Origin of the sequence: Arminella tubonensis (assembly GCF_003240585.1) — a bacterium.
Lineage (GTDB): Bacteria > Pseudomonadota > Alphaproteobacteria > Rhizobiales > Rhizobiaceae > Rhizobium > Rhizobium tubonense.
The window spans coordinates 100,236-113,590 of record NZ_PCDP01000003.1; the positions used below are offsets into that span (position 1 = coordinate 100,236).

The 13,355-nt window shown below is 59.4% G+C and carries 15 protein-coding genes and 1 pseudogene; 1 reads left to right on the forward strand and 15 read right to left on the reverse strand.

The features are described 5' to 3' along the window. Positions 1-72: 72 nt before the first annotated feature. Complete coding sequence (locus CPY51_RS04535; RefSeq protein ID WP_111158856.1) at positions 73-1,062, reverse strand: autoinducer 2 ABC transporter substrate-binding protein; 990 nt, start codon at positions 1,060-1,062, stop codon at positions 73-75. 242 nt (positions 1,063-1,304) lie between these two features. Here CPY51_RS04535 and CPY51_RS04540 point away from each other — a divergent pair, with 242 nt between their 5' ends. Next, entirely contained in the window at positions 1,305-2,363 is a 1,059-nt protein-coding gene (locus CPY51_RS04540; RefSeq protein ID WP_111158857.1) for a LacI family DNA-binding transcriptional regulator, read from the forward strand. Positions 2,364-2,374: 11 nt separating this feature from the next. Here the strand turns inward: CPY51_RS04540 and CPY51_RS33705 are convergent, their stop codons facing one another. From CPY51_RS33705 to CPY51_RS04605, 14 genes and pseudogenes are all read right to left on the reverse strand, one after another. Then, positions 2,375-2,581, reverse strand: a complete 207-nt coding sequence (locus CPY51_RS33705) for a glucose-6-phosphate isomerase family protein (protein ID WP_275540450.1) — start codon at positions 2,579-2,581, stop codon at positions 2,375-2,377. Positions 2,582-2,679: 98 nt separating this feature from the next. After that, positions 2,680-2,778, reverse strand: a pseudogene (locus CPY51_RS33710) (glucose-6-phosphate isomerase family protein); the annotation flags it as partial. 195 nt (positions 2,779-2,973) lie between these two features. Further along, complete coding sequence (locus CPY51_RS04550; protein WP_111158858.1) at positions 2,974-3,978, reverse strand: dihydroxyacetone kinase subunit DhaK; 1,005 nt, start codon at positions 3,976-3,978, stop codon at positions 2,974-2,976. A gap of 43 nt (positions 3,979-4,021) precedes the next feature. Further along, positions 4,022-4,432, reverse strand: a complete 411-nt coding sequence (locus CPY51_RS04555) for a hypothetical protein (RefSeq protein WP_111158859.1) — start codon at positions 4,430-4,432, stop codon at positions 4,022-4,024. A gap of 1 nt (position 4,433) precedes the next feature. Further along, positions 4,434-6,047: a putative PEP-binding protein gene (locus CPY51_RS04560; RefSeq protein ID WP_111158860.1), complete on the reverse strand. Its 1,614-nt coding sequence runs from the start codon at positions 6,045-6,047 to the stop codon at positions 4,434-4,436. Further along, positions 6,031-6,375 (reverse strand): HPr family phosphocarrier protein, encoded by a 345-nt coding sequence (locus CPY51_RS04565; RefSeq protein ID WP_111158861.1) that lies wholly within the window; start codon positions 6,373-6,375, stop codon positions 6,031-6,033. The genes CPY51_RS04560 and CPY51_RS04565 overlap by 17 nt, the downstream gene beginning before the upstream one ends. Then, complete coding sequence (dhaM, locus tag CPY51_RS04570; protein ID WP_111158862.1) at positions 6,375-6,773, reverse strand: dihydroxyacetone kinase phosphoryl donor subunit DhaM; 399 nt, start codon at positions 6,771-6,773, stop codon at positions 6,375-6,377. The genes CPY51_RS04565 and dhaM overlap by 1 nt, the downstream gene beginning before the upstream one ends. Then, the gene (gene dhaL / locus CPY51_RS04575; protein WP_111158863.1) at positions 6,770-7,396 is read right to left on the reverse strand and encodes a dihydroxyacetone kinase subunit DhaL; all 627 of its coding nucleotides are present in this window, start codon (positions 7,394-7,396) and stop codon (positions 6,770-6,772) included. The genes dhaM and dhaL overlap by 4 nt, the downstream gene beginning before the upstream one ends. A 4-nt stretch (positions 7,397-7,400) precedes the next feature. Beyond that, complete coding sequence (locus CPY51_RS04580) at positions 7,401-9,038, reverse strand: dihydroxyacetone kinase subunit DhaK (RefSeq protein ID WP_111158864.1); 1,638 nt, start codon at positions 9,036-9,038, stop codon at positions 7,401-7,403. A 49-nt stretch (positions 9,039-9,087) separates the two neighbouring features. After that, entirely contained in the window at positions 9,088-10,095 is a 1,008-nt protein-coding gene (locus CPY51_RS04585; RefSeq protein ID WP_111158865.1) for an ABC transporter ATP-binding protein, read from the reverse strand. Next, positions 10,088-11,185 (reverse strand): ABC transporter ATP-binding protein, encoded by a 1,098-nt coding sequence (locus CPY51_RS04590; protein WP_111158866.1) that lies wholly within the window; start codon positions 11,183-11,185, stop codon positions 10,088-10,090. The genes CPY51_RS04585 and CPY51_RS04590 overlap by 8 nt, the downstream gene beginning before the upstream one ends. A 3-nt stretch (positions 11,186-11,188) precedes the next feature. Further along, entirely contained in the window at positions 11,189-11,395 is a 207-nt protein-coding gene (locus CPY51_RS04595; RefSeq protein WP_111158867.1) for a hypothetical protein, read from the reverse strand. Beyond that, positions 11,392-12,342, reverse strand: coding sequence for a carbohydrate ABC transporter permease (locus CPY51_RS04600; protein ID WP_111158868.1), 951 nt, complete (start codon positions 12,340-12,342; stop codon positions 11,392-11,394). Before CPY51_RS04600 ends, CPY51_RS04595 begins: the two co-directional genes overlap by 4 nt. Then, on the reverse strand, positions 12,339-13,307 hold the full coding sequence (locus tag CPY51_RS04605) for a carbohydrate ABC transporter permease (RefSeq protein WP_111158914.1): 969 nt from the start codon (positions 13,305-13,307) through the stop codon (positions 12,339-12,341). The genes CPY51_RS04600 and CPY51_RS04605 overlap by 4 nt, the downstream gene beginning before the upstream one ends. Positions 13,308-13,355: the final 48 nt, after the last annotated feature.

Genomic DNA, 13,355 nt, shown 5'->3' on the forward strand with positions numbered 1-13,355 from the left:
ACCTATCGCTCGTCTAAAGGGCACCGCCGGGCCAGCCGAAGCCAGCCCAGCAGCCGGGAGAACTGCGGATGGTCACAGACCCATGGCGGCAAGGCCGGCGACCGTATCCTTGTTGATCGGCACTAGCTGATCGACAATGATATTGTGGTTCTTGAAATCGGGCTTGATCTTGCCAAGGCCTTCGATTTCTTCGCCGTCCTTCAACTCTCCGCCCTTCATCAGCCGGTCGGCGAGCGTGACGAACACTTCGCCCGCTTGCTTCGGATTCCACATATAGCCGCCGGAAATCGCGTCGCTCATCAAAAGCTTCTGCCCCTGTCCTGGCGAAAAGGGTCCGAGCACGAAGATCTTTCCGATCTTGCGGCGCTCTTCGACCGCTCGTCCGGCGCCGATCGGGCCCTGGCTGCCGAAGGCAAGGAACCCTGTCAAGTTTGGATGCGCGGAAATAAGATCGAGTGCCGTGCTGCGGCTCTTATCGACGTCTTCCGCCACACCGTAGCGATCCCCGACAGCCTTCATGTCAGGATAGTTCTTCTTGAGATAGGCGATGGCTGCATCCGCCCAGGCGTTATGTAGCGGCACCGTCAGCGAACCGACAAAGACGGCATATTCGCCCTTGCCGCCCATCTTCTCGGCCAGCAGCTTGCCGTAGGCTTCACCAAAGCCGACTGACGAAGCGAGCTCGAAATCCCAGTCGGCACCCTTCTGGCTCGGCGATTCATGGGTGATGACGATGATGCCCTGCTCTTTGGCCTTGGTCAGCACGGGTTCAAGCACCTTGGCATCGTTCGGGACGACGCCGATGACCTTTACGCCTTGCGCGATCAAATCCTCGATGGCGCGGACCTGCAGCGCTGGGTCTGCGCTCGTCGGCCCGATCATGAAGGCATCGACGCCCAGCTTGGCGCCGCGTTCCTTGATGCCTGCCTCCATGGCGTTGAACCAAGGGATACCGCCGATCTTGACCACAACGCCGACCTTGCCGGTATCAGCGGCAATAGCGGCAAATGAGACACCAAGCGACAACGTCGCGACGAGCGCCGCGATTATAAACTTCTTCATGTTGATTCCTCCTCCGAAACGTTTCTTGCTGGGAAAACCCAAGCCGCCATCGCTGACGGTTCTTGAAACTCGTCGAGCCGATGCAGGAAATCCCACCTCCGGTTGATCGCCTCCTCAAACGATGCATCAATAGCGCACAATCGATATTTCTAATTTGCACAATCGATGGTGCAATCACTATTGGTTAGAACTAAGCTTTCGTCAAGAGGGTTTTGGAACTAGGCAGAACGGGAGGAGACAACATGCGCCAAGGCAAGAAGAAAGCCACGATCTACGACCTCTCGGTTCTGTCGGGATGCTCCGCCTCGACTGTCAGCGCCGTTCTCAACGGCTCCTGGCGCAAGCGCCGCATCAAGGAAAGCACCGCGCAGCTCATTCAGGGTCTGGCGGAGCGGCATCAATACACCGCCAATCTCCAGGCCAGAGGCCTGCGAAGCTCGCGCTCAGGCCTCGTCGGCCTGCTGCTGCCGGTGCACGACAATCGATATTTCTCCTCCATGGCGCAGACGTTCGAGGCAGAGGTCCGCAGCCACGGAAAATGCCCCATTGTCGTCAGCGCCTGTCGTGATCCGGAAGAGGAGCGCGCGACCGTAGAGACGCTGATCTCCTATTCGATCGACGAGCTGTTCATTGCCGGTGCGACCGATCCCGACAGTATCCACACCTTGTGCGAGGCAGCGGGCATCCGGCACATCAACATCGACCTGCCGGGAACAAGGGCGCCCTCAGTCATCAGCGACAATTACGAAGGAGCGCGAATGCTGACTTCAGCCATCATCGAGCATTTCCATTCCGCCGAAGCATTGAAGCCCAAGGAGCTGTTTCTCTTCGGCGGCCGCAACGACCACGCAAGTCGAGAGCGCATCAGGGGCTTCCGCGACACCAAGATCGAGATGCTTGGGGCTGATGCGGATGACTGCATCCAGCCAACAGGCTACTCTCCCAACATGACGCAAAAGGCATTCGAGGCATTTTACGAGCGCGAGGGAAAGCTTCCCCGCGGACTGTTCATCAACTCTTCGATCAATTTCGAAGGCCTGCTGCGCTTCATGGGCCAACACCCCCACGAGACCTTTGCGGACATCGTCGTTGGCTGTTACGACTACGACCCGTTTGCTTCGTTCCTGCCCTTCCCCGTGCTGATGATCAGGCAGAATACGGAGGGGATGCTGGCAAAGGCTTTCGAGCTTATGGCGGAAACCCGGCCCGCGCCGCAGATCTATCTGATCCAGCCGGAACTCATCATGCCGCGTATGGCGCTCACCGGCCCGCTCGACGACATCAAGGACATCGATGGCTAGAGATCCGCCAGCTACGCCGGATAATCCGGGTTGGGAACAACCTTCGCCACACCACCGGCCTCGATCACCCGCTTCCGCATCCCCTTGCTGAGGATCTCGCCATAGTCCTGGCCCGAAGGCGTGTTGCCGACCCAGACGAAGATAAGCTTTTCGGGTCCGGTGTTGACCGAGCGATGGGCCCAATCCGGTGGGGTGGATGCGCATGTCCCCGGGCGCATCTCGACCGTGGCGGTTTCGCCATCCCGAGATTCCAGTGGAGAATGCCCTCGCCGCTCTGCGTGTAGTAGACCTTGCCCATATCCCGCCGCGCGTGAAAGTGGCCGCGCGTCATATAGAACTCGTCGCCGACCTTTCCCGGGTTCATGATCGTCGTGCCGAAGAAGAGATCACTTCCCTCCTTTCGGTACTCGACCACCTCGTAGACGATGGGATCGTTATTGCGTGATACGCCCTGTTCGAGAGCACTGCCGCGCGGAATATTCCACGCAATTGGCTGAGGCGCTTTGTATATCGTCCAGTGAAAGGCGAAACCGATCCGGTTGTCCCGTCAATGGCGACAGCCTCCGGCCAAAGCATGCTTTATCCCTCCTCGCCTGTTGCCGAACAGCCTTCAACACCTCTCTTCATTGCCCCATCTCAACGCGGCCGTGTGAACCGGCGCGTCCCAGAGCGCGAATTGTCCCTCGTTTAGAACAGCAAGAGTAATGGATACGCCTTGCATGTCGAGCGACGTGACAAACGTACCCACCAGCGAGCGTGCAATTTCGACGCCGGCAGCCTCGAACATGCGCCTTGCAAGGCCGTACATTAGGTAAAGCTCGGCCGGCGGCGTGCCGCCGAGGCCATTTACCAGCAGCAACGCTCGCCCGGTCAAATGGGAACCGCAAGCCGCCAGTATTTCATCGCACATCGCGCGCGCGGCGGCTTCGGCCCCCGAATAGACCTGCCGTGAACGACCTGCTTCTCCGTGTATGCCAACGCCGATCTCCATCTCATCCGGACCGAGGGTAAATGTCGGCCGGCGAAGCTCCGGGACGCTGGCGCCGCGCAAAGCGACGCCCATTGTGAAAATGCGCTCTGCCAATTCCGTTCCCAACGAACGCAAAGCCTGAAGCGACATGCCGCGCTCGGCCGCTGCGCCCAGGAGTTTCTCGGTCACCATGGTGCCGGCAACGCCGCGCTTCCCGGTTTTCTTGGAATGACGGCTTGCAACGTCGTCGCCAACGAACAACATTTCCACATCATGCCGATCTTTCGCGGCTTCGGCTGCCATTTCGAAATTCATGATGTCGCCATCATAATTCTTGACGATCAGCAGGCACCCGCCACCCGTGTCGGTCGTCTCGATCGCGGCGAGGATCTGGTCCGGCGTAGGCGACGTGAATATATGGCCCGTGCATGCGGCGTCGAGCATTCCGTGACCGACGAAACCGACGTGCAAGGGCTCGTGCCCGGCTCCGCCTCCCGATATCAGTGCAGGTTTCCCCGGCTTCAGCGAGCGGCGGGTAATGCATTTGCGCTGCGGGCAAAACATCAGAATGTCTTCATGAGCAGCGACGAACCCTTCCAGGCTCTCTGCCACCATGGTGTCGGCCCTGTTCATGAATTTTTTCATCACGCCCCCGACATCGATCCTAAACTCGCAAACTCATTCCGGTCTACTCTCCGCTCTCCGAAAGCCGGGCCATTTTCAGGATAAACTCCTCTATTGCCTCATCAAACATTCGATTTTTCTTCTCGTTGCCAAAGTCAGGCACCGTCAGCGACATCTGCCGGACGCCATCCCGTGTGGCCAGATCCGGAAGCCTTCCAGGGTGGGCCAGTTGATAGGCCTTCAGGAAGCGCTCCTGCTCCGCGGGGCTGAAGTGGCAGACCTTGAAAATAGTCGGCAGATGCCGGGCCGGCAGCGGGGTAGAATAGGTCGGGCTGGTAATCTGCGTTACGAAGCTGCGATGCTTGCCCAGCGCATCGGCAAGCCGCTGCCGTGTTCCAGACGGACGCATGTCGATGATGCCCAACAGGATAATCTTGTAGTCGACAATCGTCGATTCTGTTGGGTCTCGCGCCATGTCAATCAGCTGCCGTCTGTGGTGCATTTGCATTCAGCGCTCTTATGGCTGATTTCACCGCCATCAAGCGCGACGGGGTGACGGAAAAATGGCGCAGTCCGCACTTCAGCAGACTTCCGAGGCATGCGGGATCGCTCGCCATGTCGCCGCAGATGCTGACCGGCCGGCTCATACTGTCAATGCCCTTCAAGCTCGCAGCGATCAGACGATAAATCGCAGGCGGCGCTTCTGCATGCAGACCTGCCACGGCAGGATTATCGCGTGCGGCCGCGACAAGATATTGACCGAGATCATTGGTGCCGAAGGAGAAGAAATCGGCTTTATAGAATGTCTCGAGCATCAGCGCCGCAGCCGGTACCTCGACCATCATTCCCAGAGGCGGCACAGGGTGGAACTTGCCACCTATTGACAGTAGATCGGCCTCCTCCTTGAGGATCGCCGCTGCCGCATCGACTTCGGCGGGAATTGTCACCATCGGCAACATGATCCGCAGCTGCCCGAACGCCGCCGCCCGCAGTAGAGCCCGGGCCTGCACCCGCAAAATCTCCGGCTTGGACAACAGAAGGCGGACGCCGCGCAGGCCGAGGAAAGAGCCGTGTTCACCGGCGATCGTCGGAAAGGCCTTGTCGCCGCCGAGATCGAACAGTCTGATGACGACCGGTTTTTGCTGCGCCCATTCAAGAATGCGGCGATAGGCAGCAAACTGTTCCTCCTCGTTGAAGATGTCGGACGGGCTCGATAGCAGGAACTCCGTCCGTAACAGTCCGACACCCGCCGTGGTCGTCGGATCAAGGCGGTCGAGTTCGGACAGTACACTGATGTTGACCGATACCTGGACTGGAATTCCATCGGCGGTTTCCACCTTGCCGGCATCCGATCGATGGTGAGCATCAGGTGAAGTTCCGGGCCTGCCCCGATTTGATAAACTGGGTGTCATGTCGGCAGGCTGCGGGTCGGTTATCACGCTGCCGCTGCTTCCATCGACGAGAAGGATCTCTTCGGGGCCAAGTTCGATCGGCCCGATCCCCGTCACCATTGGGACGCTTCGAGCACGGGCCAGCGTTGCGACATGGCTGGCGGTGCTACCGTTGAACAACACGATGCCGCCGCCATCGCTCCAATCGTGGGCCAGAAACAGGCTCGGTTCGATATCGCGGCCAACATAGATCGACCCTGCGGGAAACGTACTCGTCGGCCTGCCCATCATGATGTCGAGGACGCGATTTTTCATGTCGATGACATCGACCGCACGGGCGCCCATCAGTTCATCATCCGACCCCTGGAAACCGGTAATGAAGCTGTCCATGGTGCCAATCCAGGCGATGGCTGCGTCCTCCCCCTTGCCGATGCGCTCGGCCGCCATATCGAAGAGCGTCGGATCGCGCAGCATCTCGATCTGAAAATCCAGAATGGCCGCGTCATTCGTTGGCGTTGCATCGGCCAGAGACTGTATGGCTGAGATGGCGGTTTTGATCGCCTGTGCAAGCGGCTCTACACCGAGGAGGCCTGCCGGATGATCCGAAATATCCGGCTCCATACGCCGCACGAGGGCCGCGGGGCCGACCGCAATCCCCGCCGAGGCACCTATGCCGAAAGACCTACGCTGTCCCGTCATCGCCCATATCCTCATCGAAATTGCGCTCGATCAGATGCCGCAATGCTGCGACGGCTTCGCCTCCCCTGCTTCCTTCCGCTCGAATCTTGAGTATCGAACCTTTGCGTATCTTTGCGCCGATGATTTTGACGATGCTCTTGCCGTTCAGCCACGCGCCGCTGCCATTGACCTCGATCTCGATCGTGCATGGAAAGGACTTGGCCAGACGCGTAAACGTCACCGAGGGCCGCGCATGAAGTCCAACCTGGTGCGTGACCTCGACCTCCGCCTGCCATCGCGTGGAAAGGTCGGTCATGTCAGGACTATCTGTTTTTGACCGGCCTACCATTACGGGGACAATTCCTCCGCCGTCAGAACCACCCGGGCAAGCGAGGCTCCGCCAGATGCCTCGGTCGCAGCAATCACGGCGCCCTCGACAAGCGGAGCGTTGCAGATAATGGCGCGCGGCGACCGCGCCTCACCGAGCATCTCGATTGCCATTTCACTATTGGTTTCGGCGCCGCCCAAATCGACGAAGACGGCAACGCCCGCATCCGACCACGCAGCTTCTATGGCAGAGAGAATGTCTGCTGTGTTGGTGCCAAGCCCCCCTTCCGAATTGCCGCCGCACCAGGCAAGCGGTACGCAATCGCCAACCATCTGCCGCACCATGTCGGCCGTCCCGCGGGCGACAAGGGGCGAGTGCGATACGATGACGATGCCGACATTTTTCGCCTTGTCGCTCATGAATGTTCCTGCTCCATCAACACTCCGCAGATCGCAGTCGTCAGCAAGGCACAGCTGGAGGCGCCGGGATCGATATGGCCGATCGAGCGCTCTCCCAGATAAGAGGCCCGACCGCGCATCGCTTTCATGCCGAGGGTCCGTTCTGCCGCTCTTTGCGCTTCCTGTGCAATGCCGCTGAAACTCGCCCGACCCGCAATTTCCGCTTCAATTGGATACAAGACGTCGAGCAGGGTCTTGTCGCCGACATCGCAGCGACCTCGATGTGCAACGGCATCAACCGCCTGTCTGAAGACCCAGGCAAAACCGCCGCCTTCCACGCCATGCATGAATTTCCTTCCAAGCTCGATCAATAACGTTCCATAGAGCGGACCGGAGGCCCCGCCGATGTTTTCCACCAGCAATCTTCCTGTCTTTTCCAATGCCTCTGCCATCGGCAAAAGAGCAAGTTCCTCGCGGTGTGCATGGACCGCTTCACATCCACGACGCATGTTCGTTCCGTGGTCCCCGTCGCCGATTTCCCTGTCGAGCTCGCTGAGATAGTCCGCGTTCGCGGCGATAGCCGCGCGGCAGGCGTCGATCATGCCGCAGATCAACAGGGGGTTTGGCAACGACGCATCAACCATCCGTTTATGCCATCTTTGCTGCGAGCTCGAACACTTCGGCAACCGCAATGGCACCCGGATCAGCGCTTCCCTCGAGGTCCCGCTCGCTGACATAGGCCGCTCTACCAGCCTTGGCTTTCGTAATCGCCTTGGTGCCTTCGGCACCCATTCTTGCTGCTTGCGCCGCTTTGACCAGATCGCCACTGGCAAGACTGTGAAGGGCCGGCTCCAGCGCGTCGATCATCGTGCGATCACCCATTGCGGCCCCGCCGTAAAAGGACATTCGGTCAAGGCCGGCAAGCAACGCCGAGGGCAATCCATCGCCATCTTCCATCTTCTTCGATGCCGCGGTGAAGAAGATCGAGAGCAATACCCCGCTGGATCCCCCCATGCTCGTGGCAAGCTTGCTGCCAATTGCCGCGAGCAGGTCAGATATATCGTCGAGCGGCATCGAGTGCCGCGCGGCCAAAAGGCTGCGGGCGCCAGAAGCGACAGTCGAGCCGGTGTCACCGTCGCCGGCGCGGGCATCAAGCCGGTTGAGTTCCGCCTCTAGCGATATCAAATGATTGCAGATCGCACTGAGCAATTCCTCGTGCCGGGCGTTGCGGCTAGGTGCGTGTTCGCCCCCGGTGGTTGCCAGGGCGGGTGCTTTGACGATTTCAACTGCATGCCTGCGAACCGGTGCGACCCACGCACGCGGCTCGACCGCCGCGAGCAGCGCCTCTTCTCTGGCGACATCGAGCTTCAGCAGAGACAGCGAAAATCCATTCATATTCAACGCGGTCATCAGCGGCGCGGGTCCAATGACAAATTTCACCCTGTCGGCAATCCGCGATTTGAGAACAGCATGCGCGATCAGACTCATCTCAATCGGCGGAACGGCGCCGAGATTGTTGATCAGCAGCGCATGATCAGCGGCGGGAGACATGGCCGTTGCAAGGCGATCGGACATGATTGCGACGATGGCTTGCGCGTCCTGCAGGGCAATGCGCTCGGCCCCGGGTTCTCCATGGATGCCGAGACCCAGTTCACCCTCTAAGGCACCAAGACGGTCCTCACGGTCCTGACCGGGGATGGAGCAAGACGACAACGAAACGCCGAGGGAAATGACGTCCTTCGCCGCAGCACCGGCAGCAGACGTCACAGCTTTCAGCGGCTCTCCACGCTCCGCCAGATAACCGGCAATCTTGTGAACGAACAGCGTGCCGGCTACTCCGCGAGGTTGGGCGAGGTCCGGCAAGGCGATGTCGTCACCGACAATTACCATTTCGACCAGGAACCCCTCCGCGCGAGCCTTTTCTGCCGCGAGACCGAAATTTAGGCGGTCACCCGTATAGTTCTTGACGATCAACAGGCAGCCGGCCGTTCCCGCGACAGCACGAATGGCCGTCAGGACAGCGTCGACGCTTGGAGATGCGAATATCTCGCCGGAGACTGCAGCGGTAAGCATAGACTTACCGACAAAGCCGGCATGGGAGGGTTCGTGCCCGGCGCCGCCACCTGAGATGACAGCAACCTTCGACTTGTCCCAGTCGGCGCGCAAAATCACCTTGATGTCGGGATAGGTATCGAGGCGGGCCAGCCTACCGACGGGAGACGTCTGCAACAGACCGTCGAGCGCTTCCGTGACGATATTTTCCCTGCGATTGATAAAATGCTTCATTGGCCGTTTCCACTTCGTGCGTCGTATGCCGTCGGACTTCGATCTCGCCTTACCTCAAACGCTCGCCTGTCGCTCCGAAATAGAGCGGGTCCTTGAGCGTCAATCGGACACTGTCACCGGGTCGAACCGGCACGTGCGGATCGGCAAGCGTCACCAGTTTTCGGTCGCCAACCGCGAGATGCAGATGGTTCTGGTCGCCCAGATGTTCGATCCAGTCCACCCGCGCATTGGCCTTGCCTTCCCCTCCGATTTCCAGATGCTCGGTTCTGGCGCCTATTGTCCGGGTGCCTGATGGCTCGCGGGACCCCGGCAGCATGCCGGGAGGCAACAGGTTGATGTGCGGTTGGCCAAGACGGGCAGCGACATGGAGATTGGCGGGATTGCCGTAGATTTCCCGTGGGGTACCGATCTGTACCAGGCCGCCCTCTGCCATGATGCCGATACGATCGGCCATGGTCATCGCCTCGATCTGGTCGTGCGTGACATAGAGCAAAGTCGAGCGCAGTTCCTTCTGTATGCGCTTGAGCTCCAGGCGCAGTTCAGCGCGGAGCTTCGCATCCAGAGAGGAGAGCGGCTCGTCCATCAGATAGATCGATGGCCGGCGGATCAGCGCGCGGCCGATCGCCACGCGTTGCATCTCGCCGCCGGAAAGCTTGGTTGCCCGATTTTCCAGCTTGTGGGCGATACGCACCATCTGCGCGACTTCACGGACACGCCGGTCGATTTCCTCCTTGCTCGATCGATGGATCGGCGAACGAAGAGGAAAGGCAAGGTTGTCGTAGACGCTCAAATGCGGATAGAGCGAGTATTGCTGGAAGACGAAGGCCACATTGCGCGCCGCAGGCGGCAGCTCAGCGGCATTCTGGCCACCAATCCTGACCTGTCCTGTATCCGGCCGTTCCAGCCCGGCGATGAGCCGGAGCGTCGTCGTCTTTCCAGCGCCGGTCGGCCCAAGAAGCACTACGAATTCGCCGTTGGCAATCGTCAGCGTCAGATCCTGAACCGCTCTCGTGCCACCGAAACTCTTGCTGATCTTTTCAAGGACGACTTCAGCCATCGCGGGCCTCCGAATAAAGGGACGAGCCAATGGCGCGACCTGACCTGCAATCGAAAAGCGAAAGCTTGTCATGATCGAGTTCGATGCCGACGTTCTCGCCGATCTTGAAATTCCGGTTGGCTGGAATGCGCGCCTTCAGCATTCCTGATCCGGTCTCCACGGTCACGATCTGATTGGTGCCAAGATATTCGCTGCCATAGACGGAACCCCGCAGCGGCGCGTGGTCGCTAAGGCGGATATGTTCGGGCCGGATCCCCAGCGCCAGTTCCGCTTCCGGCATGTCTTCCAGGACCGCGGGCAGCGCCACCTCGACGCCGTCAATCCTCACACTGCGCTTTCCCCGATGGAGCGACGAGGTGAACCGCAGGAAGTTCATCGGCGGAGACCCGATGAAATCAGCCACGTACATGCTTGCCGGGCAATTGTAGATTTCCTGCGGCGTTCCGAATTGCTCGATGATCCCATGGTTCATGACGGCAATCTTGTCGGCCATGGCCATGGCCTCCATCTGGTCGTGGGTGACGTAGACCGTTGTTGCATGAATGCGATTGTGCAATTCCCGCAACTCCCGGACCATGGTGTCACGAAACTCGGCATCGAGCGTGCCGAGCGGTTCGTCCATGAGAAAGCATTTCGGTCGACGGACGATGGCGCGGCCGAGCGCAACACGCTGGCGATCCCCGCCCGCCAATCTGGAGACGGAGTGGTCGAGTATGTGGTCGATCTGAAGCAGACGCGCGGTTTCCTCCACACGACTGCGGATCTCCTTTCTCGGCACACCCTGCGACAATAGCGGGAAACCGACGTTCCCCCGGACCGACATATGCGGATAGAGCGCGAAAAGCTGGAAGACGAAGGCGATGTCGCGCGCGCTGGCTCGATTGAAGGTCACGTCCTCGCCGTCCAGCAGAATGGCGCCGCTCGAGGGGAGCTCGAGGCCGGCAATCATGCGCAGGGTCGTGGTCTTGCCACAACCGGAGGGTCCGAGTAGCGCCAGGAATTCGCCATCCTTGACGGTAAAATTGGAATCGCGGACGGCAACGAAGTCTTCGAATTGCTTGCGCAGATTTTCTATCCTGATCTCAGCCATCGATCACTCCGGAAATTTCGACACGATGATGAACATCACGGTGCCGGCGAGAAGCGTGACCAGCGAATAGGTGTAGAGGATTAAGGCAAAGGGTTGGAAAAGCATCAGGAACCCAAGCCCGATCAATGTGATTGCGATATTTTCCATCGGCCCGCGCCTGAGGAGGAACAATCGCTTCGGTTTTTGGTGATTGTCGACTGGTATCTTCATTTCCGAACCGCTCCGAAGGTGATGCCGCGCAGCAACTGCTTGCGCAGAAGAATGGTGAACACCAGGATCGGGACGAGGAAGATCGTGGTGCCCGCCGCCACCGCCGGCCAGTCCTGCCCGCCCTCGCCGATGATGGTCGGGATGAAGGGGGGCGCCGTCTGCGCGGTACCGGAGGTGAGCAGGGCTGCAAAGGCATATTCGTTCCAGGCGAAGATCAGGCAAAAGATGGCGGTAGCAGCAATCCCTGTCGTTGCCTGCGGCAAGACGACCTTCCAGAAGGCCTGGAGCCGCGTATAGCCGTCGATCATCGCCGCCTCTTCATATTCGCGCGGGATTTCGTCGATGAAGCCCTTCAGCAGCCAGACGGCGAGAGACACGTTGACTGCCGTATAGAGCAGGATCATGCCGAGTGCAGTGTCTGAAAGACCAAGTTGGCGGTACATCAGATAGATCGGTATGGCGACGGCGATCGGCGGCATCATGCGGGTCGAGAGGATGAAGAACAGCAAATCATCGGCCAGCGGTACCTTGAAGCGCGAGAAGCCATAGGCCGCGAGCGTGCCCAATGCGACCGCGCAGAAGGTCGAGCCGAAAGCGATGATTAGCGAGTTGACGAACCGCGGAAGGAAGTTCGACGGCCCGGCGATCACCATGTTGCGCTTCCGGGTAACATCGTCGCAAAACGAAGTCGCCGCCGGCAAGGCGTTGATATATTCGGGCGTCTGCCGTGTTCGCGTCGTAAACAGGTTGCAATAACCCTCGATGCTTGGCTGAAAGACGATCTTCGGCGGATAGGAGATCGAATCCGGCGGCGTCTTGAAGCTCGTGGCAAATATCCAGAGCAAGGGCGTGATCGAAATCAGCGCATAGAGGACAACGATTGTCCCCGCGATGCGCTTGGACGTGCGCGTCGGCTCGACGACGGAATGGGCGGCGGTGCGGCTCATCGTTGCTTCACCCGGTTGAGTGCCTTGACATAGATATTGGCGAGGCCGAAAACGGCGACGAAGAGGATGATCGCGAAGGCCGAGCTATAACCGGTTCGCCAGCTCTCAAAGGCCTGCCGTTTCAAGGTGATAGAGGCGACTTCCGTAGTGGAGCCAGGCCCGCCGCCGGTCAGAAGATTGACCATGTCGAACATTTTGAAGTTTTCAATGCCGCGGAACAGTACCGCCAGCATGATGAAAGGAAGGACCATCGGCAGCGTGATCGACCAGAACTGCCGAAGCGGCGAAGCGCGATCCACTTCGGCCGCCTCGTAAATATAGTCTGGGATCGAGCGCAGTCCCGCCAGGCAGATCAGCATCACATAGGGCGTCCACATCCAGGTATCGACGATGACGATCGCCCATGGCGCCAGCGAGACATTGCCCAGCATTTCGATATTGGCTGTCGGAATTCCTGTCAGGAACGAGACGACATAGGCAAAAAGGCCGATCTGCGGCTGGTAAAGAAACCGCCAGAAATTGCCGACGACAGCAGGCGACAACATCATCGGAATGAGGATGATCGTCGTCCAGAATGCGTGGCCGCGAAACTTCCGGTCGATCAGGTAGGCAAGCGAAAACCCGATCAGCGTCTGCAGGAGAATGGTCCAGAAGACGAAATGCGCCGTCGTCTGCATCGCCTGCCAGATATCAGGGTCGGTCAGCACCCGTTCGTAATTTTTCAGGCCAACGCTTTCGGCAACTGCATTCGGGCGGTTTGCGCGAAAGTTGGTGAATGACAGATAGATCGCCCAAAACAGTGGAAATATGTTGATGGCGAGAAGCAGGACAATCGTCGGTGTGATGAAGGCCCAGGCAATGGCCCGGTCGGACAGTCCGCGCATGCGCAGTAGGACCGGTTGCGGGGTTGCCTTCGCCGCTGCTTCCGCGCCCCGCTCGACTAAGGATAATTTGCTGTCAGTCAATGTCGTCACCTTGATTGGCAATGCTGCGATGGCCGGGCAATCCGGACC